At 55.5% G+C, this 24,906-nt stretch carries 25 protein-coding genes; 19 read left to right on the forward strand and 6 right to left on the reverse strand.

The features are described 5' to 3' along the window. Nucleotides 1-559: 559 nt before the first annotated feature. The 3 genes from OSO_RS0135230 (at nucleotide 560) to OSO_RS0135250 (ending at nucleotide 2,370) form a co-directional block, all read left to right on the forward strand. Nucleotides 560-1,000 (forward strand): tetratricopeptide repeat protein, encoded by a 441-nt coding sequence (locus OSO_RS0135230; protein ID WP_010587521.1) that lies wholly within the window; start codon nucleotides 560-562, stop codon nucleotides 998-1,000. Nucleotides 1,001-1,519: 519 nt separating this feature from the next. Next, nucleotides 1,520-1,855 carry an ArsR/SmtB family transcription factor gene (locus OSO_RS46375; protein ID WP_010587523.1) on the forward strand — a complete coding sequence of 112 codons (336 nt, stop codon included), beginning with the start codon at nucleotides 1,520-1,522 and terminating at the stop codon, nucleotides 1,853-1,855. Continuing rightward, a complete protein-coding gene (locus OSO_RS0135250; RefSeq protein WP_010587524.1) occupies nucleotides 1,852-2,370 on the forward strand; it encodes an SRPBCC family protein in 519 nt (172 codons plus the stop codon). The genes OSO_RS46375 and OSO_RS0135250 overlap by 4 nt, the downstream gene beginning before the upstream one ends. A gap of 154 nt (nucleotides 2,371-2,524) precedes the next feature. On the opposite strand, the gene OSO_RS0135255 is transcribed toward OSO_RS0135250, so the two are convergent. Both OSO_RS0135255 and OSO_RS0135260 read right to left on the reverse strand, forming a co-directional pair. Beyond that, entirely contained in the window at nucleotides 2,525-3,037 is a 513-nt protein-coding gene (locus OSO_RS0135255) for a DinB family protein (RefSeq protein WP_010587525.1), read from the reverse strand. 167 nt (nucleotides 3,038-3,204) lie between these two features. Next, a complete protein-coding gene (locus OSO_RS0135260; protein ID WP_010587526.1) occupies nucleotides 3,205-3,684 on the reverse strand; it encodes a hypothetical protein in 480 nt (159 codons plus the stop codon). A 254-nt stretch (nucleotides 3,685-3,938) separates the two neighbouring features. On the opposite strand from OSO_RS0135260, the gene OSO_RS0135270 reads away from it, so the two are divergent. From OSO_RS0135270 to OSO_RS0135285, 4 genes are all read left to right on the forward strand, one after another. Then, nucleotides 3,939-5,702 (forward strand): IlvD/Edd family dehydratase, encoded by a 1,764-nt coding sequence (locus tag OSO_RS0135270; RefSeq protein WP_010587527.1) that lies wholly within the window; start codon nucleotides 3,939-3,941, stop codon nucleotides 5,700-5,702. 26 nt (nucleotides 5,703-5,728) lie between these two features. Then, complete coding sequence (locus OSO_RS0135275) at nucleotides 5,729-6,649, forward strand: fumarylacetoacetate hydrolase family protein (protein WP_010587528.1); 921 nt, start codon at nucleotides 5,729-5,731, stop codon at nucleotides 6,647-6,649. 107 nt (nucleotides 6,650-6,756) lie between these two features. Continuing rightward, nucleotides 6,757-7,542 carry an oxidoreductase gene (locus tag OSO_RS0135280; protein ID WP_010587529.1) on the forward strand — a complete coding sequence of 262 codons (786 nt, stop codon included), beginning with the start codon at nucleotides 6,757-6,759 and terminating at the stop codon, nucleotides 7,540-7,542. Further along, nucleotides 7,539-8,324: an SDR family NAD(P)-dependent oxidoreductase gene (locus OSO_RS0135285; RefSeq protein WP_010587530.1), complete on the forward strand. Its 786-nt coding sequence runs from the start codon at nucleotides 7,539-7,541 to the stop codon at nucleotides 8,322-8,324. The genes OSO_RS0135280 and OSO_RS0135285 overlap by 4 nt, the downstream gene beginning before the upstream one ends. Nucleotides 8,325-8,346: 22 nt before the next feature. Here the strand turns inward: OSO_RS0135285 and OSO_RS0135290 are convergent, their stop codons facing one another. After that, the gene (locus tag OSO_RS0135290) at nucleotides 8,347-9,270 is read right to left on the reverse strand and encodes a helix-turn-helix domain-containing protein (protein ID WP_010587531.1); all 924 of its coding nucleotides are present in this window, start codon (nucleotides 9,268-9,270) and stop codon (nucleotides 8,347-8,349) included. A 352-nt stretch (nucleotides 9,271-9,622) separates the two neighbouring features. Here OSO_RS0135290 and OSO_RS0135295 point away from each other — a divergent pair, with 352 nt between their 5' ends. From OSO_RS0135295 to OSO_RS0135325, 5 genes are all read left to right on the forward strand, one after another. Next, nucleotides 9,623-9,907: a hypothetical protein gene (locus OSO_RS0135295; RefSeq protein WP_010587532.1), complete on the forward strand. Its 285-nt coding sequence runs from the start codon at nucleotides 9,623-9,625 to the stop codon at nucleotides 9,905-9,907. A gap of 678 nt (nucleotides 9,908-10,585) precedes the next feature. Continuing rightward, entirely contained in the window at nucleotides 10,586-11,641 is a 1,056-nt protein-coding gene (locus tag OSO_RS46380; RefSeq protein WP_010587533.1) for a DUF1559 domain-containing protein, read from the forward strand. A 984-nt stretch (nucleotides 11,642-12,625) separates the two neighbouring features. Beyond that, a complete protein-coding gene (locus OSO_RS0135315; protein WP_010587535.1) occupies nucleotides 12,626-12,973 on the forward strand; it encodes a DUF2185 domain-containing protein in 348 nt (115 codons plus the stop codon). 145 nt (nucleotides 12,974-13,118) lie between these two features. After that, nucleotides 13,119-14,117: a DUF1801 domain-containing protein gene (locus OSO_RS46390; protein WP_202800023.1), complete on the forward strand. Its 999-nt coding sequence runs from the start codon at nucleotides 13,119-13,121 to the stop codon at nucleotides 14,115-14,117. Between the two features lie 155 nt (nucleotides 14,118-14,272). After that, entirely contained in the window at nucleotides 14,273-15,133 is an 861-nt protein-coding gene (locus OSO_RS0135325) for a class I SAM-dependent methyltransferase (RefSeq protein ID WP_010587537.1), read from the forward strand. A gap of 122 nt (nucleotides 15,134-15,255) precedes the next feature. Here the strand turns inward: OSO_RS0135325 and OSO_RS0135330 are convergent, their stop codons facing one another. Together OSO_RS0135330 and OSO_RS49030 are read right to left on the reverse strand one after the other, a co-directional pair. Beyond that, a complete protein-coding gene (locus tag OSO_RS0135330) occupies nucleotides 15,256-15,762 on the reverse strand; it encodes a GNAT family N-acetyltransferase (protein ID WP_010587538.1) in 507 nt (168 codons plus the stop codon). Between the two features lie 337 nt (nucleotides 15,763-16,099). Continuing rightward, nucleotides 16,100-16,747, reverse strand: coding sequence for a YMGG-like glycine zipper-containing protein (locus OSO_RS49030; RefSeq protein ID WP_010587539.1), 648 nt, complete (start codon nucleotides 16,745-16,747; stop codon nucleotides 16,100-16,102). Between the two features lie 634 nt (nucleotides 16,748-17,381). Here OSO_RS49030 and OSO_RS0135355 point away from each other — a divergent pair. The 7 genes from OSO_RS0135355 (at nucleotide 17,382) to OSO_RS0135395 (ending at nucleotide 23,643) form a co-directional block, all read left to right on the forward strand. After that, complete coding sequence (locus tag OSO_RS0135355; protein WP_010587541.1) at nucleotides 17,382-19,514, forward strand: sulfatase-like hydrolase/transferase; 2,133 nt, start codon at nucleotides 17,382-17,384, stop codon at nucleotides 19,512-19,514. Nucleotides 19,515-19,534: 20 nt separating this feature from the next. Continuing rightward, on the forward strand, nucleotides 19,535-20,374 hold the full coding sequence (locus tag OSO_RS0135360) for an alpha/beta fold hydrolase (protein ID WP_010587542.1): 840 nt from the start codon (nucleotides 19,535-19,537) through the stop codon (nucleotides 20,372-20,374). Between the two features lie 255 nt (nucleotides 20,375-20,629). Continuing rightward, nucleotides 20,630-21,127, forward strand: coding sequence for a hypothetical protein (locus tag OSO_RS0135365; protein WP_010587543.1), 498 nt, complete (start codon nucleotides 20,630-20,632; stop codon nucleotides 21,125-21,127). 342 nt (nucleotides 21,128-21,469) lie between these two features. Continuing rightward, nucleotides 21,470-21,727 (forward strand): hypothetical protein, encoded by a 258-nt coding sequence (locus OSO_RS0135375; RefSeq protein WP_010587544.1) that lies wholly within the window; start codon nucleotides 21,470-21,472, stop codon nucleotides 21,725-21,727. 455 nt (nucleotides 21,728-22,182) lie between these two features. Next, the gene (locus OSO_RS0135385) at nucleotides 22,183-22,599 is read left to right on the forward strand and encodes an organic hydroperoxide resistance protein (RefSeq protein WP_010587545.1); all 417 of its coding nucleotides are present in this window, start codon (nucleotides 22,183-22,185) and stop codon (nucleotides 22,597-22,599) included. A 79-nt stretch (nucleotides 22,600-22,678) separates the two neighbouring features. Further along, on the forward strand, nucleotides 22,679-23,392 hold the full coding sequence (locus tag OSO_RS0135390) for an SDR family NAD(P)-dependent oxidoreductase (RefSeq protein WP_010587546.1): 714 nt from the start codon (nucleotides 22,679-22,681) through the stop codon (nucleotides 23,390-23,392). A 20-nt stretch (nucleotides 23,393-23,412) separates the two neighbouring features. Continuing rightward, on the forward strand, nucleotides 23,413-23,643 hold the full coding sequence (locus OSO_RS0135395) for a tautomerase family protein (protein ID WP_010587547.1): 231 nt from the start codon (nucleotides 23,413-23,415) through the stop codon (nucleotides 23,641-23,643). An 82-nt stretch (nucleotides 23,644-23,725) separates the two neighbouring features. On the opposite strand, the gene OSO_RS0135400 is transcribed toward OSO_RS0135395, so the two are convergent. Then, entirely contained in the window at nucleotides 23,726-24,793 is a 1,068-nt protein-coding gene (locus OSO_RS0135400) for an NAD(P)H-dependent flavin oxidoreductase (protein ID WP_010587548.1), read from the reverse strand. Nucleotides 24,794-24,906: the final 113 nt, after the last annotated feature.

Below are 24,906 nucleotides of genomic sequence, written 5' to 3' on the forward strand. Positions count from 1 at the left end.
GCATTCGTTTGCAAGTGATTACACGTCCCGGTGTGGTCTTCCGGCCCGGATGACGTGGGCTCGGAACCTCGTCCACAGAGGTCGCTCTGGTTTTTTGGTCAATTTGGCCGACTGTTCTCGGAAACTTGACACTCTCTGCCACATCCCCCCAGACAATTCATCGTGAGGTCCGTTGATGTTCGGCAATTCTTCGCGTTTGAGGGATAATACCGGCAGTTTCAGCCGCGGAAACAGCTGAAACTTCGTATTCAGGATGGGACGTCCGCTGCAGAAACCGTCGCGACGTTCCGGCAGTTTTGGCCGACGTGGCAGGCCTGCTTAGCCAATAGGCAAGTCATTGACGCTAATTTTTGAGCCGCCGATTGTCAAATTGACATTACAAAAATCCGAACCGTAACGTACTTGACGTGTCTTAAGTACCGTCTATTGTTAAGTATGAAGGCTTTTGGGCGATTGCTGAGAGGTTTGGCACGCAGACTGCATATAAAAAACGTGCCGTTTGGCGAATGAGTTGCTCAGCCGTGTTTTTGGTCTTCTACCCAACGGGAGGGAGGCTGCGATGACCACCGAAGAAGTGACAACCGAGTCGATGATTAATCCCCAGTCGGTCGTTCGGCGCCTGGCGGCTGCCGAAGGATATCTGGAATTGGGAATGCCAGGTTATGCCTTGGCAGAATTGAACAGTGTCGTAGATGCCGGGCCATTTGCGCCGATCGCGGAACTGTTCCGCGGCGAAGCGCTTCAGGCTCAGGAAAAGTATGCGGACGCAATCGAGCCTCTCAATCGAGCGGCTCGGATGTTTCCCGCCCCGTTCAATCAACGCGCATTGCTCGCGTTGAGCAATTGCTACCGTCAAGACGGTCAGATCCAACTGGCTGACGAAACGGCAGCGGCTGTTGAAATGCCTGATGATTTGCCACAAGGCGCAAAAGTGATCATCGCGCCGATTTTCCATATCGCCAAATCGGCAGGAAAGCGGATCTCCGACGATCACAACTGACAAAAATTTCGAGCTGAGTGCTCAAGTCACTCGACTCGAACTTGGACTTTAATTTTCGCATCAAACGAGCGGTCGAAATCCCAACGGTTTCGGCCGCTCGTCGTTTTCATCCCACGTGAAAGAGCGTTGCCTTCGATCGCTCAAATCGTCTCCGCTCAGGTCAAACATCAGCCACATCGGAAATGTTCTTGATTCGGAATTTGAACACGCATCACATTCCGTCGAGGTCATTCAGCTCGGTGCGGATCTTCTGAATTGCTTCCTGCGTCATTTCATGTTTGGAGCCTGTTGCCAATCCGGTCTCTGCAAACTCGCTTAGGATATTCCTGCTCGATGTCTCTTTGATGCCGTGATTGACAACATGAGTTTGCCATAGAGGTCTCCACAAGCCGGGCTCATCCACTCCCATTTGCGGGCATTGGGTCGGCTGACCAATGGCTGCGGGCTTTTGGGGGCTAAAAAATGATCATCTCTTGATCTTGAGAATATTTACGATAGTGTATATGCATGAGCGTGCACATGAATGCCTTTGAAGCCTTGGCTGATCCGACTCGCCGTAGCATTGTCGAGGCGCTGCGGAAGGGTGAACGGCAAGTCAACGATATCGTTGAAGAGGCCGGTATCCACCAGTCTGGTGTCTCTCGTCATCTGCGCATCCTTCACGAAGCGGGCTTCGTTTCGATGCGGCCGGATGGACAGCGGCGCCTGTATTGTCTCAGACCCGAACCGTTCCGCGAACTCGATCAGTGGCTCGCGCAGTACCGCAATTTGTGGGAAGCACGCCTTGACCGATTTGGAGCGGCGCTCGAGAAGCGGCGCTCAAGCGGAAGCCCCCCAAAGAAGGAAAGCAAATGATCGACAAGAATGAAACCTCGGCGACTGGCGACACGAACCGGCGAAAGATCGTCATCGAACGCACGTACACCGCCGCGGTCAAGGAGCTCTGGGAATTGTGGACGACCAAGGAAGGCTTTGAATCGTGGTGGGGACCTGAAGGCTTCCGCGCCGAAGTGCGTGCTCTCGATGCGCGGCAGGACGGCACCCTACACTATGACATGATCGCCGATTCACCCGAGATGGTCGCGGCAATGAAGCAAATGGGCCGACCAGCATCCCATGAGGGGCGTGCAACGTTTACTGTGTTCGCGCCTCACGATCGGTTATCGATTACGAGCTTGATCGATTTTCTGCCAGGAGTGAAACCGTACGAGAGCACGATCAAGGTGGAATTCTTCCCCTCGGGAACGACCGTGCGGATGGTTGTCACGCTCGATCCCATGCACAACGAGGAGTTCACACAGATGCAGAAGGAAGGTTTCGCGAGTCAGCTCTCGAAGCTCGACAAGCGGTATGATTGGGTGCAGGTGTGACGTCGATGATGCCGCCGCGTTCCGAGGACAAGTGAGACTCGCTTTGGCCTGATCCAAAATGGTGGCACGCCGTCGTGCTGCCATTGGAACGCGATCGGGATCGTATTCCGGTTCGTCGTCGAGTGGTTCTGGACACGGTTCGCGCCTGTCGACACTACTTGAGCGCGGCGCGTTTCTCTGCAATAAACGGCAGGTGATGTGAGATGTGTCGGATGGCATAGAGAACCAGTTTTCTCAGGGTGACCAGACCCAGTCCGCTGTGAACAGCGGAACGCTGCCAGCCTTCTACGGGTTGGGCTTTTAAACTGCGGGCAACGTGGCGGCGAAGGGCGGTGAAGAGCTCGAGTTGCTCATTGATGTCGAGTGATTGGTAGTTCAATCGTTCTGGATAGGGGCCTTCATCGACGCTGATCAAAAGAGGCCGCTCCAGCGCGATTGTCCGAATCATCCGTTCAGAGAAATAGAGTTCGCAGTCTGTCAGATGACAAACAACTTCCAGGGTGCTCCACTTGCCTGCGATCGGGCGGGCACGCAGTTGTTCGGTCGTGAGACCGCTGACAGCCGCACGTAGCAAGTCGATCTGTTCTTCGTAGGTCGCGATCAGGTCGGCGGCGGAGAGAGACCCGTCGTCGCTTTGCATGTGTGCAAGGTAGGCTGGACTGCTCATGTCGGTGACTCATTTGGCATGGAATGATGGGCCTCTTCCCTCGGAAGAGCCGTTCAGGATTGTACCGGCGAACGCATTCGGCGGGCATCCGGAAATCGGCGCGATTGACCTCGAACACCCGCGAATGACAATCCCAGGCAACATCGATTCCGACGCTATTGGTTTTCTCATTCCGAGCTCGATTGGCCCGACCCCAGAAGCAGCAAGTACGCGGAAAGTAGTGTCAGTGGGACGACAACGGACCAATAGGGAATGATCCACACCGTCGCTGTTGATTTCAGTCCAAAGATTTGTCCGTCAAGGAATATGAATCCCAGGAAAGCCGATTTCCGTGTCCATTCATTTCCATTCAGGTATTTTCTTTCATGCAGATCGAGTGATTGAGGAAAAGCGAAGCAAATCGCGGGTATGGGGACGTCAAACAGGCTGTCCCATTCTTGCTCCTCAAGCTCTTCATCAGTTTGGCTGTGCCTGGTCCAAACGAGCCCATGTTTATCAGAAATCCAACGATTCATCGCATGCGACGTTGGGAACATGATCATGTCGGTGAAGTAAAAGCTTCTCACCCATCCGATTGTGGCCACGCACGCCAAAGCCAGCGTGGCAATGCCAGCTTTGCGTTTCCATCCCCTGAAGAACTCTCGCATGATTTGAGCTTGCTCCAGATTTGTGACGCCGCGTCTGTAGTTTGGCCGTGCGATGGGGGAATTGCCAGCGAGCCATTAAACGATCCAACCGTTGGTGTGAGCTGGTGCCAGTTTGGCTCGTGACCTTCGTGAGACGAATTGAGCAGACTTTGAGACATCGTGGTGAGACTCGATCGCATCGAACAGCGATAGTTCTTTCGCGAGTTCCTCGAAACCCAAGTTCTCTCGCTACCCAAACCGATGGTTATCGATCGATGCTGAAATTGCGCTCTGAATCCTGGTGGAATGATCCAGCCAACCCCGGCATGACCGCACTCTACCTGGAACGGTTTCTCAACTACGGCCTGACGCCGGGCGAGCTTCAAAGTGGGCGTCCGGTCATTGGCATTGCGCAGTCGGCAAATGACCTGGCTCCGTGCAATCGCGTGCATTTACAGACGGTGACGCGACTCTGCGACGGTGTTCGAGATGCGGGTGGCGTGCCATTTGTATTTCCCATGCATCCGTTGCAAGAATCAGTGCGGCGGCCAACGGCGGCGCTGGATCGCAATCTTGCCTACCTGGGACTCGTCGAAGTTTTGCACGGCTATCCGCTGGATGGCGTGATCTTCACCACAGGTTGCGACAAGACGACTCCCGCCGCACTGATGGCTGCGGCCACCACCGACTTGCCTTCGCTGATCTTCAACGGCGGGCCGATGCTGAACAGCTATCTCAATGGGGAACTCGCCGGTGCAGGTACCATCATCTGGGAAGCTCGGCGGCGGCTTGGTGCGGGCGAGATCGACGAGAAGCAGTTCATGGACCTGCTGGCGGGATCTGCTCCGAGTACGGGACATTGCAATGTCATGGGAACCGCACTCTCGATGAACTGCCTCGCAGAGGCCACGGGCATGGCGCTGCCCGGCAGTGCCAGCATTCCGGCGCCGTATGGCGAACGCGGCCAGATCGCACACTTGGCGGGCCAACGAATTGTCGCGATGGTGCGTGAAGATCTGAGGCCATCAAAAGTCATCACCCGTGAATCTCTGCTGAACGCCGTCCGCGTGAATACCAGCCTCGGCGGGAGCACGAATTGTCCCCCGCATCTCATCGCCATCGCGCGTCACGCGGGGGTGGAGTTGCAGATCCAGGACTGGGAGACGGCGGGCTACGATCTGCCGTTGCTCGTGAATCTCCAGCCTGCCGGAAAGTACCTCGGTGAGGATTTTCATCGAGCGGGTGGGTTGCCGACAGTGATGCGAGAGCTGCTGCGGCATGGTTTGCTCGATGGCAACGCCTTCACCATCACGGGACACAGCCTGGCTGTGAATGTGGCTGACGCGCCAGCTCCAGATGGAAAGATCATCCACACCGTGGAATCGCCGATGCGCCAGCGGGCGGGCTTCCTGGTACTGACAGGGAATCTCTTTGAGGCGGCGCTGATCAAGACCAGCGTGATTAGCGAGGACTTCCGCAATCGTTATCTCTGCACGCCGGGAAGCGAAGATCGCTTCGAATGCCATGCCGTGGTGTTTGATGGCCCCGAGGACTATCACGCGCGTCTGAATGATCCCGCCTTGATGATGGATGAGAACACCATGCTGGTCGTTCGCGGCACGGGCACCATCGGCTTTCCTGGCAGTGGCGAAGTCGTGAACATGCAGCCGCCCAATGCCCTGTTGCGGCAGGGGATCAAAGAACTTCCCATGCTAGGCGATGGCCGGCAAAGCGGGACATCGGCCAGCCCGTCTATCCTCAACTCCTCGCCCGAAGCGTATGCCGGAGGCGGCCTGGCGAAGCTGCGGACAGGGGACCGTATTCGCGTTGATCTTCGCACCCGCCGTGTCGATGCGCTGGTGCCCGCCGCCGAATGGAACGCACGCGACACTGCCTTGTTCGATGTGCCGCCGCCGAATGCGACACCCTGGCAGCAAATTTACCGCAGCCATGTTGGCCAGCTCCACACCGGTGCCTGTCTCGACTTTGCCTGTGCCTTCCGTTCCGTGTGCAGCACGATTCCGCGGCACAATCACTAATCCTTCTCATTCCATGGAAGCCTCTCATGAAACTCATTCGATTCGGGACACCCGGCCAGGAACAGCCGGGGCTGATCCTCGCTGACGGCCGCTGCATCGATGCATCCGCCTTTGGCAGTGACTACGATGAAGCGTTCTTCGGCGGCGACGGTCTTGCACGGCTTGGCGCATGGGCGGCCGCGCACGCCACAACCGCTCCTACAGTCGATTCTCACGTGCGACGGGGCTCGTGCATTGCGCGTCCCAGCAAGATCGTCTGCATCGGTCTGAACTATGCCGATCACGCGAAGGAATCCGGTGTCGAGATTCCGAAGGAACCGATCCTGTTCATGAAGAGCACTTCGTCGCTCGCGGGGCCGAACGATGAGATCGTGATTCCACGCGGTTCAAGCAAGACGGATTGGGAAGTCGAATTGGCCGTCATCATTGGCAAACGCGCCAGCTATGTGAATGAGACCGAAGCGATGCAGCATGTCGCCGGTTATGCACTTCATAATGATTACAGCGAACGTGCCTGGCAGCTCGAACGTGGAGGTCAGTGGGTGAAGGGGAAGAGTTGCGACACCTTCGCGCCGCTCGGTCCATTCCTCGCCACGCCCGACGAGATCCTCGACCCGCATTCGCTGTCCATGTGGCTGAAGGTCAATGGCGTCGTTCGGCAGAACAGCAGCACGGCACAGATGATCTTCAAGGTCCCGTTTCTTGTCGCCTACATCAGTCAGTTTATGACGCTGCTGCCGGGGGATGTCATCAGCACGGGCACTCCTCCCGGAGTCGGCCTCGGATTGAAGCCTGTCCCTGTTTTTCTGAAGCCCGGCGATGTTGTTGAACTAGGCATTGAGGGCTTGGGCGAATCTCGGCAGCAGGCCGTTTCGGTCACCGTTCACAGCCCGAAGAATGGGGAACAGGCACATATTCCCGGTTCATTGGAATCCACGGTGCACTGACCAGAGCAATCCTTCCCTTTGCCGCGGGAAAATGAGCCAGTCCCCGGCCTGTGAACGATTGCGCCGTTTCGTACTCCTCAAACTGAATCATTCAAGAGCGTCACAACATGCGTCTACAAAATCAGGTCATCTTCATCACCGGCAGTACGACTGGAATCGGCGCCGCCATGGCACGCCGATTCGTTCGCGAAGGGGCACGAGTCATCCTACATGGTCGAGACACGGCCCGCGGCGAAGCGTTACGAGCGGAGTTGGGCACCGACTGTGCGGGTTTCGTCCTAGGGGATCTTGCCGAAAAGGAGTCTCCTGCGGAGTTAGCCGATGCCTCACTGCAATGCTTCGGCCGCGTCGACGCTTTGGTGAACAATGCCGCGCTCACGACTCGGTCGCATCTTCAAGAAACCGATGTGGCGTTTTTCGATCGGATGATCGCCGTGAATCTGCGTGCACCGTTCATGCTCATTCGCGCCCTGCTGCCCGCCTTGAAACGGGCCGAGGGCTGTGTGCTGAATGTGGGAAGTATCCTCGCACACTGCGGCCAATCGAATCTTCCCGCGTACTCCATTAGTAAGGGCGGTCTCATGACGCTTACCCGCAACTTTGCGGACACGCTTGGCCCGGATCGCGTCCGCGTGAACCAGCTCAACGTCGGCTGGACACTGACGGACAACGAATATCAGACGAAGATCGGCGACGGTCTTCCGGCCAACTGGCCTGAAACCTTGCCTCTCTCTGCCGCGCCGTCCGGCAAGCTGTTGATGCCCCAGGATATTGCCGAAGCGGCCCTTTACTGGGTCAGTCCCGCCAGCCGTCCGATCACCGGTAGTGTCGTGGATCTTGAGCAATATCCCATCATTGGTCGAATTCCCAATCAGGAGCACAAAGTTCAATGAATGCGCCCGCTTTTCAATTAGGATCAAGGACCGCTGTCATCACCGGTGGTGCTTCTGGTATCGGATTCGCAATTGCCAAACGCTTTGCCGCGCATGGTGCTGCAATCGAAATCCTCGACCTGCAACCGACCAATCTCGACGCGGCCGTACAGGAACTTAGCGACATGGGATATCGGGCACACGGTGAGGCCTGCGATGTGAGTGATTCTAGTTCTGTCGACGCCGCGTTCTCCCGGATCCTGACTCGCCACAAGCGGATTCACATCCTGGTCAACAATGCCGGGATCGCTCATGTCGGCAGCGCTTTGAATACTTCGCCGCAGGAATTCGCCCAGGTGCAGCGCGTGAACGTCAACGGAGTGGCGCATTGCACGCAGGCCGCGCTACGGGAGATGACGAAAGCGGGAAGTGGAGTCATCTTGAACCTCGCCTCGACCGTGGCCCAGTTTGGTATCGCAGATCGATTTGCCTATTCGGCCAGTAAAGGAGCCGTACTTGCGATGACCTATTCCATTGCGAAGGACTTCCTTGGCCACGGCATCCGCTGCAATGCGCTCATGCCTGGTCGGATTCATACACCGTTCGTCGATCGCTTCATTGCGAAAAACTACGCGGGTCGCGAAGTGGAAATGTTCGACAAGCTCTCTCAGGCCCAGCCAATCGGTCGCATGGGCACACCTGATGAGGTTGCTGCGGCCGCGCTATTTTTGTGTAGCGACGAAGCCTCTTTCGTGACGGGAAGTGCCTATCCCGTCGATGGTGGCACTTTGACCCTTCGCTGATCTGTGCCTTCCTGCAGCCCCCTTAAGCTCCACTTCCGCGGGGGCCAGCCAAGGCCGAATCAACGCACTTTCGCACCTCACGTGGTGACTTCGCGAACTTTTCGCGGAAGGCGGCGTTGAAACGGGTCAGGCTTCCGAAACCGCTGGCATAAGCGATCTCTGCGATACCACGCTGCGATTGCGTGAGCAGTTGGTGAGCATGCACCAGACGCGCATCGGTGAGAAACGTGTGAAACGTTTTGCCGGTCTGCTTGAGGAACTGTCGGTAAAATGTGGCGCGGCTCATGGCGCTGCGTTTGATCGCTTCTTCCAGCTCAATCGGCTTGGTGAAATGTTCCAGCATCCATTGCACGACGGCCTCCAGGCACGGTCGCGTGGCCTCGTTGACCCCGACGCGAATCTGCCCACGACTCAGCAGCGTGGTCTGGCTTCGCGGGGCATCGTGCAGCAGGGCCAACAATTCCAACAGCAAGCCGGCGCGGGCGAGCGATGATCTCGTCGCCATGGCTTCGAGCAGCACCAGTGCCCGCCGCGCAATGGAAAACCGATAGTGTATTCCTCGCCTGGCGCTGTAGAACAGCCGCTGCAGCTCCTCAGCACCGCCCAAGCGATACAGCGGATGCTCTGCGGGAAGCTGAAACTGCAAGACATAGCCATCCGTGCGTTCGGCTTCCATCCAGCAGTGCGGCAGGTCACCACCGAGCAGCACACAATCCAACTCGCCAAACGTGCCGACATGGTCGCCGACGTACCGCGTGCCTGAGCCGCGCTGAAAGATCGTGAACTCCATCTCGGGATGGCTGTGCCAGCGTCCCCCGACACCCGCCACGGGAATACGTCGTCCACTTGCTTCCAGAGATTGCAACGACTTCGCGCTGGCCTGCCAGTGCAGAAGACGCAGATTTTCATTGGAAGCGAACTGAATGTTTTCGAGTAGGACTGCCATAGCCCGAAAACTATCACTCGGATCTCAATAGCGTCAAGATGTGTGAGACGATTCGGTCAAACATTGAGACTGGTCTGTCAGATGTGGTCGCTCGCGTTGAAATAAAGGACACTGACTCCGCCAGGTGCCTGTCCCCCTCTCTTCAGACTGTGAACGGTTACATCTCAATCTATAGAGTGTTGTGCTGGCGTCTGCGCAACGACAAAATCCAATGTTCCGCAAGAACGTTGGTGAGAGATTGCACAATCCGGGCGAAGGCCAAGTGATTGCAAGAAACAGGATCAACGAAAAAGCTGTTTGACTGTTCAAGCATTGAGTGTTTTCGATTGACGGTTATGGAGGAAAACCCGAAATGAATGAACGACAAAAGGAAGTGTTCGGTCAGCAGCCATTGCCGTCCACGGCGAATTTGAAAGACACTTCTGTTGTGCTGCTCTCACCGCAAATTGCTGGTACTGTTATCGGTGCCATTGTCGGATTTGGGCTTGGGCGTGGCGTATACACAGCTGTTGCCGAGACAATGGAGTGGGGCACAATCGCGACCCTCTGCGTCGGGACAATCATCTTATGTGTCGTCGGAGGCGTCATTGGGGGGCTCGCACAAGTGGCGATCAACTTCGTCGGAAAAGACGTTTAGCAGCCTTCTGAAATAAGCGGGAGTGGCTCCGCCCGGATTCAAAACCCCCATGGCACCGTGAAGGTCAACGTACTTGTCCGTCCACATTTCAAGACGCCGTTTGCGGTTGCGGGCCGTAGAAGCAAGCAAGAACAAGTGCGTGAGTCTTCCTAAAGAAGAATTCAGTATCGTGTTGCGGTGATCATGTTGACAAAACGTAATCTAGCTCCGAAAATTTGTTTTCCCATTGTATGGGTGATATATGTTGGTGAGGCGTTGTAGCTGCCAGCATCGTCAATATCGTGCAACGCTGACTGGCTGAAGCCAGAGGTGTTTTGCGGGACCCTTGGAGGTCTCCATGGATTTCTTAGACGAAGAACATCGTCTTCAAGCCGCCGGGGCTCTAACGGACCGGTTCAATCTTGCGATCGAGGCACGATGCTGGCTCATCTCAAGATTCCAGTGTGTACCTCTATCTGACCCGTTGTTGAGCGCTGGTTGCTGCTGTTGAAGCGTCTCGATTTGCCGATCCCAATGCCGCGCGGCTCTGATTGCGCGCGTGCTGCAGGGTGAGGAAGCGAGGTGGAGTGCTCGCCGTCTTTCCCGGTTTTGGCGTCCGCCTTCGCGGTTGGCAGGAATCAAGAATCAATTTGTTGACCTGACAGGTCAGATAATGAGAACGAAAATAGGAAACGTCCCATGACTGCTGTTCGCTGCCGATGCCGTGGATTTACATTGATCGAACTACTCGTCGTGATTGCAATCATTGCGGTATTGATCGCGCTTCTTCTTCCCGCGGTGCAACAGGCCCGCGAGGCGGCTCGGCGCACTCAATGTAAAAACAATCTCAAACAAATAGGCCTTGCTCTTCACAATTATCACGATGTTTACCAGGTCTTCCCGATGGGGTTCACCGATACGGTGATGGGAAACTCAGAGACGATCGGCGATGGTTGGGCCTGGTCGGTATTCCTGCTGCCACAACTAGATCAAGGTTCGTTGTACAATCAGTTTGATTTCAGCAAGACTCCATACAGTTGTGTCACATGTGGTACAATACCGACGGGAAATCAAGCTCTCATCGCGACATCGCTTCCTGCGTTTCGGTGTCCATCGGACGTGGGGCCGAGCGTGATCTCCAACAATCCAGGGAACGCCGCCGCAGGGAAAGGGACGAACGCCGTGGCGCTTTCGAACTACATGGCAAGCGCCGGTCCATTTGATGGAAAGCCTTGTGTGGCCAGCGCAACAGATGCAACGATACCTGTCTCCGAAGTGCGAAACATCGGCCTGTTTCGAATCAACACGTCTCTCGGGTTTCGTGACATTACCGACGGAACGTCGAATGTGTTGGCCGTGGGTGAAGTTCGCTATATCGCCAATGGAACGGATACGACCGGAAGCACCTACGGGTCGTCTCGGCAGTTCATTTATGGCAACGTGACAACAGGTGGGGGGCCGTTGTGTAGCAACAATGGGCCGGGAAACAACGGTCTGCATCTGCACGCTCGATGGACTCGCGAGAAAATCAATCCGCCGTTGTTGTCGGCCAACAACGTTGACCGTGCATTCCATAGCTTGCATACAGGTGGGGCTCAGTTTCTGATCGCCGATGGCTCCGTACGGTTCATCAGCGACAGTATCAATCATACCAATACGGACTATGTTGCCAGCCCCTCGAATCTCAGTGGGCCGTATGGGACGTATCAGCAACTCTCCGGGGTCAACGATGGTCAGGTGATCTCTGATTTTTAGTTGCGTTCGAAATCTGACGTGACAGGTTGATGTGCCCGTCGCAAGCAGGTCAGCCTGGCTGGGACGATGCGCGAACCGCTCCTGGAGGAGTGGTTTGCCACCTGCTCTCGGGATTGACATCGTCGTTCCGAAAAGTTGACCAATCGCTTTGGTCATCAATCTCGGTCTGTGGTTTTTTGGATGGCAACGGATTTTATCAGGGTCTTGAATATGCATCAGTCGGCGAGGCGAAATCTTTTGATGGTGGCGCTCGCAGTTTGCCTGAGCGTGGGGTGTGGAGGAACATCCGGTCCACGACTTGAAGCTGTGTCCGGCACAGTCACATTAAATGGTGATCCCGTTCCTGGCTTGAAGATTGTCTTTGTTCCCAAGGAACAAGGTTCACCCTCATATGGTGCAACTGATGCGAGTGGCCGATATCAGTTGCAGTTCAGTCAAAGTCGTGCCGGAGCCCAACGTGGTTTACATCACGTATTGATTGAGAATCGCGAACCGGAGACGGATGACAGAGGTGTGCCCATTTCGATGACTCCCACGGTCAGGATTCCCGAAAAATTCGGGAGACCTGGCCAGTTGTCGGCGGATGTCTCCGCGGGGCGAAACAGATTCGATTTTGAGCTTGAATCGGAGCTGATGCAAACCGACCATCGACAGGCTCTCCGTTCGCAAGCGATCAATAATTAGTCGCAGACGATGGCCATCTGAAGGTCGTCCCATCCTCTAGAAGAAACGGATGCCTTCGATTCCTGGCGCGTGCTCATAGGCGGATGAGTGGACAGGTCTATGTATCGATTGATATATGGATCTGTCCATTTTCATTTCTATAAGCTGACTCTCAAGTATCGAACGTTTGTTGTCGAGGAGAGCCAGAATGGTGATGTGGTGGTTGTCGAAATCTCTTGACTCGCCGAAACTGGCGTTCGCCATTATCCTTGGCCCGAACGACATCGCCAAATTCGTCTCGGTTCAAGGCGGGAATCTTTAATGACTGGCAAGGTATTCAAACTCAGTCCTGATCAAATCGACCCGCTGGCACTTCAGCGTGGATGCTGTGTTGCCAGTGACATGATCACTGTACAGGGCATGAGCGTTGGCTATATGTACCGAGAGACACCGGATTTCAAAGACGACAGCGGTTGGCGTTTTCTCGCTGGAACCGAATCACAAGAATACCTCGAGAACCCTGAGAATCTTCAGATTTACGACGTAAACACGATTGCCAATTACGACTCGGAGATTATTCCCTTTTTGGACGAAATAAGCGGTTCTGCGTTTGAGCGATGTCAATCCACTGGAGGGTTTGTCGCAACCGACTTTCCATGCGAACCCTAATCGCTGACGAATTCAGCCGTCCTCACATTTTGCGTTGATCATCGGCGCAGGCTCACGAATATTTGCGTCGGGCGGGTGACGTTTAATAGCCTGTTATGAATTACCCATGAGCGGTTCCGGGATGACGACTTGGATTGGCTCGAAAATGGCTCGAACTGAGAAGGGGCGGATCATGACTGAGGGCAAGTCGAAGCCGAAGACCAAGAGTGAGCCTCGTACGAGCGAGGTGCCAAGGCCCGCCGCCAAGACGAAGAGATCGGCGAAGACGAGTGCGAAAAAAGCCGACGGCGCCACTCCGGTTCTGGCGGCGAAAAAAAGCCATGAGCAAGCAACCGGGAAAACCGCCTCTTTGCTCATCGATCAGCGGATTCGTGATTTGGGGGATTGGCGCGGCGATGTTCTGGCCCGTATGCGCGCCCTGATTCTGGAGGCCGATCCCGAGATGACCGAAGAATGGAAATGGATGGGCACTCCCGTCTGGGCGCATCAGGGGATCGTCTGCACCGGAGAGTCTTACAAAAAGGTTGTAAAGCTGACATTCGCTCAAGGGGCCAAAGTCGCAGACCCCTCACGTCTCTTCAATTCCAGCTTGGATGGTAACACGCGAAGGGCGATCGACATCCACGAAGGAGAGATGGTTGATGCCGTCGCCTTCAAATCACTCATCAAGGCGGCAGTGGCCCAGAATGGCTCGACGACTTCGAAAGCGAAGGGCGCCAGGCCGGCTGCCAGCGATGCCAAACCCGTGAAACTCCTTTCAGGTGGTAATCCGCAAATCGCGAAAGCCGACGGCGACGCTCCGGTCCAGCAATACATTGCTGCGATGCCGGGTTGGAAGAGTGATGTCGGCCGGTGGCTCGATGCTCTTATCGTGCAGTGTGTGCCCAACGTTCAGAAGGCCGTGAAGTGGAACTCGCCGTTGTATGGCGTCGAAGGCCAGGGCTGGTTCCTGGGTGTCCACACGTTTGCACGCTACGTCAAGATTGCATTCTTCAATGGAACGTCGCTGCAACCGATGCCGCCACAGTCCAGCAAGGACAAGAACACGCGTTACTTTCATATCCATGAAGATGATCAACTCGATGAGGCGCAAGTGGCTTCATGGGTGAAGCAAGCTGCGGCCTTGCCCGGATGGATATCATAACCCTCCGTCAACAATATTGATCATGTCTAGGTTCCCGGTCCTACTTCTCTTCAGTGGTGATGGCTGTCGACGTACTTGGGATCGAAGAGGCACTCGATCGTCGATCGTGAACAGAAATGTCGCGGGGGATGACGAGTCAATCGAAAATTTGCACCATGAGCCAGGAAAAGCAAATCGTGGAGCCAGACAACACTGCAGTGCGGGTTGCCTTATGGCGTGCGTTGCACGTGGCGATCGACTCACCCCCGCATGTGTTCGAAGACGAAGTCGGACTGAAACTGGTGGCTCCAGATGACGGATGGCAAAGCCGCCCCGACATGAGCCCTTTTACGAAGCCCTTCCGCGCCTCGATCGTCGCGCGAGCCCGCTTCATCGAGGATCTTGTCGCAGAACAGGTTGCTCGCGGTGTCGGACAATATGTCATCCTTGGCGCAGGTCTGGATACCTTTTCGCAGCGTCGCCCTGAACTTGCCTCCCGTCTGATTGTCTTCGAGGTCGATCCGCCTGGGCCCCAGGCGTGGAAGCGTCAGCGACTTGTCGAAACTGGGTTTGGCATCGCACCGTATCTGCGGTTGGTGCCGGTTGATTTCGAAGCCGGCGACACATGGTGGGATCGGCTCGTTGGATCAGGCTTCGATGCAACGCGGCCAGCTGTCGTTGCATCCACGGGTGTCAGCATGTACCTCACGAAGGATGCGATCACAGCGACGCTGCGCCAAGTCGCCGCACTCGCGCCCGGCTCCACGTTCGCGATGTCGTTCATGCTGCCGATCGAAATGGCAGACCCCGAAGTGCGCCTCGGAATCCAGCGGGCGGTCGAAGGAGCGCGCGCCAGCGGAACGCCGTTCATCAGCTTCTTCACACCTGCAGAGATGCTGGCGCTGGCCCGCGAAGCCGGCTTTAAAGACGTCGAGCACGTGTCGGCCGCCACACTGACGCAGCGTTATTTCGCAGGCAGGACCGACGGTCTTCGACTTCCCAATAATTCAGAAGAACTGCTTGTCGCGACAACTTAGTCGCCTGTTAAAATGACGAAGACGGATTTGGCCCAGACTCAAGAATGTCATGACGATGTGAATTCTGGACGCCAAGGTGCCTGGCCCCCTGAGTTCAACAGGCAGATCGGGTTGCGCGTCTCTCAAGGCTCTCTTTGGATTGACTCTTGCTTGTAGAGCAGGAATCCGGCTTTGATGTAGTTGGGTAAGGCGGCGGGGTGATCCAGCGTGCAGGTATGCAGCCAGATTCGTTTTGGTTCGTAACTCCATGTTTTGTCGATGACTTGTTGCAAGAACCATTTGCCAATTCCCTGGCCAATGATGCCAGGAACGAGGCCGAACTGGACCAGCTCAATTTCATCCGGTTGGCGACGATCCAATTCGGCAAAGCCGGCCGGTGTGTCATTGACGTAAAGGACGTGCAATTCATTTCGTGGATCACCAAAGAGCGCGGCAAGCTGCTCATCCGACATCTTTCGTCGGCTCAGCCAGCGGTAAGGCTGGCCAACCGCTTCGTAGAGCGGGCGGTAAAACGGCACGGTCGGTGATCGGAGGTGAACCACGCTCAAGTCGTTTCGCGGGGCAGGGACAGTACGTGGTGAGGGGCACCGCATCTCAAGGTAGTAGACTTCGACTTCGATCATCTCCATGAGCTTGCCTCCTCCGTGCAGGGGACTGCGGCTTGAGATTCTGAATAGGTGTGAGCTGTGGGCTACAGTTGCGGTGAACGGGTTCGCCGCTTGCCTTGTGGATTCCGGTAGGCCCCAAAGGCTTTGAGGATTCGGGAAATTCTTCGATCGCGACATGATCGCAGGAAACTCAAGTGATTCGCAAACAGGGGCTCGACCTGCCTGTCGTCGACGAGCAAAATCAGTTTGCTGCACAGATCGAAAATAACTCAGCTCGAATCAAAGCCGATTGCTGCAGGCTGATCGAGTTCCTGGAATCAAGCAAACGATTGGTGGTCAATTTCCGAGAGCTCATGCATCACCAATGTCGACGAGAAGGGCCGCCATGATAGCCGTAGACCATGACAGGCGCGGGGGCGACGACCACTCCGACGCTTGTCGAGGGACTTGCGTGAATGCCACCACTGCCCGGAAGCGCCGGGATCTTGGGGAGTTTCTGTAGTGTGAGAATAACTCTGTCGCTGGTGCCATATGTTTTCAGTTGGATCATGGCATTTGGGCTGAGGTCATAATTTCCGACAGAGTGCTTGACCGTTCCAATGATGACCTCATCCGAAAGACCGCTCTGGACCATCCGAATCACGTCAATGTTCGTCAACGCTTGTCCTGTCGATGCAAGATACTGAGCGTGCGTCACCGCTGCGGCCTCGCGTTGCTCCTGCACGTCTGCGGCGTTGCCAATGAGACCGCCGGTAACTCCACCTGCCAGCGCGCCGATCAAAGCCCCGCCGAAAAGATGGCCAGAGTCTTGGCCAATCAAGGCACCCGTCAAGGCGCCAATTCCGCTTCCCAGTGCGGTACCCGCTTGCCTGTTATTCGAATACTGGCAGCCTGGCAATAGTGCGATGGCGCTCAGTGTCAGGCAGAGGAATCTTCGTCGAATCACTCGCGATCGACCGCTGTATTTCTTGAACGCCGCTTGAAGCCATTTTGTTAGATGCCGCACGTTCAACCTCCCCGTCAGATTCGCTGTCCGTGAACTATCGGCACCACCTCAATTCGATCGTGACGTGATTGAGGCCGGTTCCGAAGTCTGGGAAAAGACTGCCGGTCAGCCAAGCGGCCACCGGCCGATTCCGCCGCCCATGCGGATCGTTGGACAGTCGAATACGCCGTGCGTTACAAGAACGTCAGCAATTTCATTCCTTGGCGAAGTTGACCGCGTATCAATTCGCAATGGTTGATGAATGGATGGTCAAGCATGATCCAGTGGCAATCCAGAGCGGTCTGCCTACAGTCGATTGAGGCTGCGGTGTTGACGGGCCAGGAGCAAGTGTTGGTCGCGGTAACGCGGATCGAACTTGCCGACGTCACCCACATTCGGGGGAGCGCTCTACGTGCAAAAGCACCACTTCACAATGCCAGTTCGACGCGTCCTTGTCTGAAATCGTCAGAGCCAATTTCGTTGTTTCTATTGGAGCTTCAAACCTGAATTAACACGTTGATGAACTCGCCGTGAGCAGGGCCACGTGACTGCAGGCGATGCGCGGACCTGTCAGGGCCGAGTGGCTGTGCCACGACGGCGTTGCTGAATCCGCGAACGTCCAACGGCCGAAATCGAGACGAGAGGAGTAATAGTCGTGTCCTTCCTGGCGAACCGACGACTTTTGGTCATCACCGCGTTGATCTGCGTGGCCTTGATCGCTGCTGCGACGACGTACTGGTTGGGAAAATCGCACCGCCTGAATGTGATTCTTGTCACGTTCGATACCACCCGAGCTGATCATCTGGGGATCTATGGGTATCAACGTGGGCTGACATCAAGCTTCGACGATTTTGCCCGCAATGGCGTCGTGTTTGATCGGGCCTACGCACCTGCGCCGATCACACTCCCTTCTCACGCTACCATGCTGACGGGGCTGTACCCGCCGGAACATGGTTTGCGCGTCAATGGGAGTAGCCGACTGGGAGACGAAATCCCGGTACTGCCACAAATCCTGAAACAATATGGATATGACACCGGAGCCTTCGTTGCTGCATTCGTACTGGATTCCATGTTTGGCCTCGACCGAGGATTCGATACCTACGATGACGACTTGTCCAAAGCAACGCGATCGTCTGAGTCGGACGAACTCCGTCGCAATGGTGAAGAGATTGTCGATTCTGCGATCTCATGGATCACTCAGCGAACCTCTCGCCCGTTTTTTTGCTGGGTTCATCTGTATGATGCGCATGGTCCCTATGATATGCGAGCAGAGCAATTCAAGAATCAATTCGAACAGAATCCGTATGATGCGGGAGTTGCTGTCGAGATCGAACAGTTCGGTCGTCTGCTTCAGTTTTTGAAGGAACGCAATCTCGACAAGAACACTGTTGTCGTTGTCGCGGGCGATCATGGTGAAGGTCTTGATGACCATATGGAAATCGAGCACGGGATGCTCGTCTACAATTCCACACTTCACGTGCCGCTGGCATTTGCGGGCCCCAAAATCGGCCAACCAGGGACGCGTGTTGCCGAAGCGGTCTCGCTTGTGGATCTCACTCCCACGCTACTCGATATCCTCCAGATTCCACCGCCGAAACAGGTCAGTGGGCGAAGCCTGCTTGAGGCTCTAAAGGGGAATTCGATTCCTGCGACAGTCTGCTACGCAGAAGCCGAAGCACCATTCTATGTGAACCGGTGGTGTCCGCTGAAGACGGTCATTTCCGACCGATGGAAATATATTGAATCCACACGTCCCGAACTGTACGACCTGCAGCATGATCCGGGTGAAATTACGAATTTGATCGAGTTCGCGAGGGACGAACGCCAGGAACTGCAAGCGGTTCTTGATGTGATGCGCGAAAAATTTGACCAGCACAGCGCAGTGGACGTAAAGCTGTCACAGCAGCAACAGGCCAATCTGGAAACGCTCGGATATCTGTCAAATGGGAAATTCAACACGAATGCCGAGCGACGGGACACGCGAGTCTTGCCAGACGTCAAGGACATGCTGCCCTATCTCGCAAAATACGAAAGGGCACGGCTGGCAGGCCTGCACGGAAAGCTCGACGATACGATCGAGCAACTCAGAAAACTCGTGCAGGAACGCGATGACTACGTGGGCGCATTCATTCTTTTAGGCGATTGTCTGAGTCGAGAAGGCCGTCATGATGAGGCGGTCGAGCCCTACCGTTCCGCTCTGAATCTCGTGCCTGAAGTCGTCGGAATCCGACTGCGATTGGCGCATTGTTTCACCGCCCAGGGCCGGTATGAAGAAGCGGAAGTCCAATTCCGGGAAATCGTAGCGCAAGATCCCGAGATCGCGCAGTCGCATTTTCAATGGGGCGAGGTTCTATACACATTGCATCAGATCGATGACGCGCTGGCACAATTTCGCGAAACGATTCGAATTGAACCCGCCTTCATCGCCGCAAACATGCGCCTGGGTGAGATTTTGACAAGGCTCGAGCGTTACAACGACGCGGCGGCCTGTTATGAACAAGCTCTCAAGTTCGATCCTCGGAATACGGTCGCTTTGACTGCGCTATCAACGGTCCTGATGCACGCGGGTGAAACGGGCAAAGCCTATCAGTATGCCAGGAATGCCGTCGAACTCGATTCCGTGTCCGTTGACCATCGCCTTCTACTGGGAAGCATTTTGATTTCACTCAATCGACCTCGAGAAGCGATTGCCGAGTTCCGCGAGGCGCAGCGACTACGCTTTGATGACCCTCGCCTGCTCGAGGGAATCCAGCAGGCAGAAGCCGCCCTCAGCCAAGGGGGAGAATAAACGGTCAGGTCGATCGAATCATGAGCAAATCGACTCCTTCCGAACTGCTTTCACGGCGACCACCACGATGGCAGCGAGGGCTGATGTGCCTCGCCACCTTTTGCGTCACCCCATTTGGCGCACTCCTGCCGGATCGGTTCTTTCAAACGGTCAGCGACGAACGGCTTGATCGAGGGCTGGTGCTGATACTGCCGGGAATTGAAGGCCGCAGCTTCTTGAACGTCTCCATTCTCAACGGACTCGTCGACGGCGGACTGCCACATGCCCTGGAAGTCTTCGACTGGACGACTGGCAACAAGTTCTTCACCCTCTATCATCTGCGTGCGTTGCGCCGGAATCTGACCGTCGCACAAAGGCTCGCCGAACGCATCGTGAAATACCAACACGAATATCCCGGCCGACCCGTCTGGATTGTTGGCCACTCTGGCGGTGGCGCCATGGCCCTCCTCACGGCGAACGCGTTGCCGGAAAATCATCGACTTACGGGACTCATCTTGTTGGCCGCTGCAATTTCACCACGGTTCGATATCTCTCCGATCCTGAGCAAGGTCGAACGGGGAATCTGGAATTTCTCGTCCTGGCTCGATTGTGTCTTCGTTGGAATCGGTACCACGATCTTCGGCACCGTCGATGGCCAGCACACCCCGGCCGCAGGAATGTTGGGGTTTCATCAAACCTCCAATTCGAGCGACCCCGCTCAGACGCCCGAATCGCCGAACGCCGCAGCACTGATTCAAGTGTCCTACCATCTCCGCATGATCGCTGCCTTCAATCTCGGCGGCCACTTCGGCTGCGTGAATCGCGTCTTCATTGCCGAAAACATTGCACCGCTGATCAGCGACAACCAAGTGATGTTGTAGTAAGGGGTACTGCTCCAACGCAGGCGCGAAAACGCCATGACACGATGAATACCAAGGTGCTTGTCCCCGCGATTTCTGAGTCGTCTTGGGGACGTAGCCAACTCTTGATTCCCGCCCCGCGTGAGGCCAGACTACAGACGGATCGTCACGAGTTGCGAGCGATCCCGAATTTTGTTCGACAATGCATGTGTTACGCAAATTTTTAATCTGACTGATTACGAGCCTTCGAAAATACAACGATCGGAATCTCGAAGAATGACTCCCGGTCAACTTGTCACTCGGATTCGCTGGATCTTTGCTGCGTTTCTTCTGATCGCAATGACGTTGGCGAGTGCTATTCTGCACAACGAGACCCGGAATCTGATCACGATTTCAAATCCATCATCAACTGCCCTTGGATTTTTGGATATTTCGGTTTCTGAAGGGTTGGCGTCGGGGCAGTTGTCTGACGATGAAGGGAAGAACATCCCGCAGGCGATGACAATTGCCTCCAATCTTATTGTTGCACCAGGCGAGAAAGTCTATCTGTATATCCCCGCTGGACGTAAGCAACGTGTATTTCATTTCGAGTACGAAAAGGACGCTGGTGGATTTGGATGGGGTTCCGCAAGAATGATGAACCCATGGGGTGATCGAGTGACATTCACTGGAGTCGAAGGCGGAATCCAGATCGTGTATGGATCGTCACGATTCAGGGTGTGGATTAACTCCAATCGGAACTGGATCCCGTTTCTTGGAAGTTGGCTCGGCTAGTGATCGCATTGGCGCGATCTGTTTCGGACTGCCTGTTTTATTTCGTGGGTATCGATCATTTGTTCGATTGGACGCTCCCGAACCTTTCTGCCGCGTAACGGTTCACAGGTTAGTGAGAGTGCAGACTTATTATATTGGCAATGATTGGTTTGATTGCAAAAGGTCCACGCGGTGTCACGCGTTTTCTGCGATAAATATGCGTCAGCCCCTAACCCGACAGCGGGCAGCGCCCGTGATGACGCCGTGATAAGCCGATTGTGGTGTGGTCGAAATCTTGAGATCGAACTCTTACGATCAGGGTGTGCTCGTTCCCAACTACGGCGTTCTACGGAAGAGGCGATCATGGGGGATCTTTCAAGTCCGCGGGTCATCTGTATCAAGGGTGGATTGTTTGTTCTTTTGGGGGTGATGGCGCTGGGATTGATTCTGCTCGAGCATCCTGAGGTACGGACGGCCATTCTTCTCGGAATCTGTATCTGGTCCTTTTGCCGTGCGTACTACTTCGCGTTTTACGTCCTCCAGAACTATGTCGATCCGAACTATCGATTCGCGGGATTGACGTCCGTCGCGATCTATTTTCTTCGCCGGGCAAAGCATTGATTTTGTGGAGGAAATTATCAGGGAGATGGCCGATGTCGGTGCTTGTGATGTCAACTGGATTCGAGCTCTACCTTGAAATCTGATACGGCTCACCTGTTTTGGGGTCTTTTGATTTCAGAAATGCATAGCGATGGGTGGGCGACTGGTAGATGAAAAGTTTGCGAAGTGCTTGTTGAATAGGGTGACAGGCAACTTGTGGAGTCTGTGACCCTATTCAACAAGCCGCCACGTCGAATTTCTTCGTGATTGAATCACTCAGGCCTCATTGGAATCTATTGTTTTTGTCGTTTTCGAAACGGCGTTCCTCTTCGACGAAAGGGGACTTCCGCGACGCGAGGGGCGGCGCAAGTCGCTCTGAGGCGATGCAGCTGTAAGGTTCCGTTGCACTTCCGGTATTCCTTTCAGAATCACGTTTCCGCAAATCACGAATCGTTCTATTCACAAAGGAATCTGTCATGACTCAAATGGAGAAAGTGTTGTACACGGCGAAAACTCACACTACGGGAGGCCGGGATGGTGCCGCGAATAGCACCGATGGACGACTCGACGTCAAACTGTCGTCGCCCGGTGTCTCGGGTAACGGGACTAATCCCGAGCAACTGTTCGCTGCCGGTTGGTCGGCCTGTTTCCTCGGCGCGTTGAGTGTCGCGGCCAGCGAAAAGAAAGTTGCCCTCCCTGCCAACCGCGCCATTGATGCCGAAGTCGATCTCGGGACAAACGATGGCGGCTATTTGCTGCGTGCCCGTCTCAATGTCAGCCTGCCAGGCTTGGACCACAATGTCGCCCGGGCCCTGGTTGATGCGGCGCATCAGATCTGTCCTTATTCCAAAGCCACGCGTGGCAATATCGAAGTCGTAATTAATCTGGTGTAAACCGGTGCGAAAGATCTCAACAGACGCCGGTGCATTGATGTGTATCGGCACCATGGAAGCTTCCTTGGAAAGGTTCATCATGAGTCTTGAACAAAAGGTCGCCGTTGTCACAGGAGCGTCACAGGGTATCGGTGCCGGCCTGGTCCGGGGCTTTCTTGATCGGGGTTATCAAGTCGTTGCGAATTCCCGTTCAATCGCGTCCGAAAATTCTCCGAACCTGTTGACGGTCGCGGGTGACATTGCCGATCCAAATGTGGCCGAGCAGGTCATCGCCAGCGCCGTCCAGAAATTCGGCCGCGTGGATACCCTAGTAAATAACGCGGGGATGTTCATTTCGAAACCGTTCACAGAATACACGCAGGACGATTTCGTTCGCAAAATTTCGCTCAATCTAGGCGGCTTTTTTTATGTCTCGCAACAGGCCATTCGTCAGATGCTTGAACAGCGCCGTGGCCACGTGATCAATGTCACAACGACCCTGGTGAATCAACCAGTGAAAGGCGTGCCGTCAGCGTTAGCGTCTTTGACCAAAGGTGGATTGGATGCGGTCACTCGATCGCTGGCGATTGAGTACGCCGAGCAGGGCATCCGCGTGAACGCTGTGGCTCCGGGCATCATCCGGACGCCGATGCACGCGCCTGAGACTCATGCTGCTTTGGCCGGTCTGCATCCACTTGGACGCCTGGGCGAAGTGCAGGAAGTGGTCGATGCCGTTTTATACCTGGAGTCGGCGGGATTTGTGACTGGTGAAACACTGCACGTCGATGGTGGCGCACATGCCGGACATTGGTAATACTTATGTGGGAATGAATCATGCCGATCGTGACAATTCAAATCACCCGTGAAGGAACAACGCCCGACCAGAAGGCGGCGTTGATCAAAGGGGCAACAAACCTGCTGGCCGACGTCTTGAACAAACTGCCCAGTTTGACCTTCGTGATCATTCAAGAAGTTGAGATGGAAGATTGGGGAGTGAATGGTTTACCTGCTGCTGAACACAGGCGTCTGATCGCGGCTGGATCACTCGATATGCCGACCCACTGACCGCTTGTTGGAAAGGGGTGTGTCGAATCTAGGCGGCCCCGTCACGTTTACTGCAAAATGCAGATCGCCGGTCCTGTGGATTTCAATAGAGTGCGAGGGCCTGTTCCATCTCCGTTCGAAGTTGTACGACCAGTTCGGCCGCAGGGATCTCGCGAGCCAGCGGGGCTCCTTGTCCTGCCCACTGGGCTCCGTATCCGTATTCTCCCACGGCTTTCGCCGCAGCGTGCAGTGACTTCCCGGCATCGTACGCAATGGGGTAATCCGGAATGGCTTCAGAAGTTGTAAACATTCCAAGGGCGGTGAAATGATTGGAAAGACATCGGGCGGGGCGGCCCGAGATCGCTGATGTCATCACTGTGTGTTCGGCTGGTGTCCCCAGCAGGGCACTGCGGTATGCCGCGTCGGCCGACGATTCTGGACACGCGACAAAGGCCGTACCGAGTTGCGCCGCGACCGCACCAAGTGCGAGTGAGGCAGCAATCCCGCCTCCGTCCATGATTCCACCGGCTGCGATGACCGGGATGCTCAATTTGCGGACGAGCAGTCGGGTCAAAGCGATCGTTCCTAGTCGATCATCAGGGATGTGGGGGTCGAAGACTCCACGGTGTCCACCCGCTTCATAGCCTTGAGCAACCACAGCATCGATTCCGGCTGTGGCAATGGCGTTTCCTTCATCGAGATTCGTCGCCGTGGCGATCAGAATGATTCCAGCCGAGCGGAGAGCCTCGATCTGCGCGGAGGACGGCAAGCCAAAATGAAAACTGACGATCGGGGGCCGTTCGTTTAGCAGGACCGAGAGCTTGGCGTCGTCGGTCAGGAACGTCCGATAGATCTCGGCAAGATGTGTCGGCGGCTTTGCGCCGTAACGGGCGAACTCAGGGGCCAGTCGAGAAAGCCATGCCGCTTCTCGAGCGGAGTCCGACTTCGCGGGCTGGTGGCAGAAAATATTCACATTGAACGGACGGTCCGTCAGAGATCGAACGGAGGCGATCATCTTGCGAGTTGCCTCGGCATCGACTGAGCCGACTCCAATGGAGCCGAGGCCCCCGGCGTTCGAGACGATGGCCGCCAATTCCGCTGTGGACACGCCTGCCATCGGGGCTTGGACGATGGGCAGCTCGATCCCGAGCTTGCGGAGAAATGGGTTCATGAAAGCTCTCCTTCGCGCTTGGAAACATCATACCCGCTCGTTGTTAGGGGCAAGAAGGACCGGTGTGATTCTCGATACGTCGCTGGTGAGACCAATCTTCCAAACGTTTGGAA

It is taken from the genome of Schlesneria paludicola DSM 18645 (assembly GCF_000255655.1).
Classification (GTDB): Bacteria; Planctomycetota; Planctomycetia; order Planctomycetales; family Planctomycetaceae; genus Schlesneria; species Schlesneria paludicola.

What these genes read in the sequence shown, in the direction of transcription:
- OSO_RS0135230 (WP_010587521.1), top strand. Translation starts at nt 560, where the DNA reads ATGACCACCGAAGAAGTGACAACCGAGTCGATGATTAATCCCCAGTCG.
- OSO_RS46375 (WP_010587523.1), top strand. Translation starts at nt 1,520, where the DNA reads ATGAATGCCTTTGAAGCCTTGGCTGATCCGACTCGCCGTAGCATTGTC.
- OSO_RS0135250 (WP_010587524.1), top strand. Translation starts at nt 1,852, where the DNA reads ATGATCGACAAGAATGAAACCTCGGCGACTGGCGACACGAACCGGCGA.
- OSO_RS0135255 (WP_010587525.1), bottom strand. Translation starts at nt 3,037, where the DNA reads ATGAGCAGTCCAGCCTACCTTGCACACATGCAAAGCGACGACGGGTCT.
- OSO_RS0135260 (WP_010587526.1), bottom strand. Translation starts at nt 3,684, where the DNA reads ATGCGAGAGTTCTTCAGGGGATGGAAACGCAAAGCTGGCATTGCCACG.
- OSO_RS0135270 (WP_010587527.1), top strand. Translation starts at nt 3,939, where the DNA reads ATGCTGAAATTGCGCTCTGAATCCTGGTGGAATGATCCAGCCAACCCC.
- OSO_RS0135275 (WP_010587528.1), top strand. Translation starts at nt 5,729, where the DNA reads ATGAAACTCATTCGATTCGGGACACCCGGCCAGGAACAGCCGGGGCTG.
- OSO_RS0135280 (WP_010587529.1), top strand. Translation starts at nt 6,757, where the DNA reads ATGCGTCTACAAAATCAGGTCATCTTCATCACCGGCAGTACGACTGGA.
- OSO_RS0135285 (WP_010587530.1), top strand. Translation starts at nt 7,539, where the DNA reads ATGAATGCGCCCGCTTTTCAATTAGGATCAAGGACCGCTGTCATCACC.
- OSO_RS0135290 (WP_010587531.1), bottom strand. Translation starts at nt 9,270, where the DNA reads ATGGCAGTCCTACTCGAAAACATTCAGTTCGCTTCCAATGAAAATCTG.
- OSO_RS0135295 (WP_010587532.1), top strand. Translation starts at nt 9,623, where the DNA reads ATGAATGAACGACAAAAGGAAGTGTTCGGTCAGCAGCCATTGCCGTCC.
- OSO_RS46380 (WP_010587533.1), top strand. Translation starts at nt 10,586, where the DNA reads ATGACTGCTGTTCGCTGCCGATGCCGTGGATTTACATTGATCGAACTA.
- OSO_RS0135315 (WP_010587535.1), top strand. Translation starts at nt 12,626, where the DNA reads ATGACTGGCAAGGTATTCAAACTCAGTCCTGATCAAATCGACCCGCTG.
- OSO_RS46390 (WP_202800023.1), top strand. Translation starts at nt 13,119, where the DNA reads ATGGCTCGAACTGAGAAGGGGCGGATCATGACTGAGGGCAAGTCGAAG.
- OSO_RS0135325 (WP_010587537.1), top strand. Translation starts at nt 14,273, where the DNA reads ATGAGCCAGGAAAAGCAAATCGTGGAGCCAGACAACACTGCAGTGCGG.
- OSO_RS0135330 (WP_010587538.1), bottom strand. Translation starts at nt 15,762, where the DNA reads ATGGAGATGATCGAAGTCGAAGTCTACTACCTTGAGATGCGGTGCCCC.
- OSO_RS0135360 (WP_010587542.1), top strand. Translation starts at nt 19,535, where the DNA reads ATGAGCAAATCGACTCCTTCCGAACTGCTTTCACGGCGACCACCACGA.
- OSO_RS0135365 (WP_010587543.1), top strand. Translation starts at nt 20,630, where the DNA reads ATGACTCCCGGTCAACTTGTCACTCGGATTCGCTGGATCTTTGCTGCG.
- OSO_RS0135375 (WP_010587544.1), top strand. Translation starts at nt 21,470, where the DNA reads ATGGGGGATCTTTCAAGTCCGCGGGTCATCTGTATCAAGGGTGGATTG.
- OSO_RS0135385 (WP_010587545.1), top strand. Translation starts at nt 22,183, where the DNA reads ATGACTCAAATGGAGAAAGTGTTGTACACGGCGAAAACTCACACTACG.
- OSO_RS0135390 (WP_010587546.1), top strand. Translation starts at nt 22,679, where the DNA reads ATGAGTCTTGAACAAAAGGTCGCCGTTGTCACAGGAGCGTCACAGGGT.
- OSO_RS0135395 (WP_010587547.1), top strand. Translation starts at nt 23,413, where the DNA reads ATGCCGATCGTGACAATTCAAATCACCCGTGAAGGAACAACGCCCGAC.
- OSO_RS0135400 (WP_010587548.1), bottom strand. Translation starts at nt 24,793, where the DNA reads ATGAACCCATTTCTCCGCAAGCTCGGGATCGAGCTGCCCATCGTCCAA.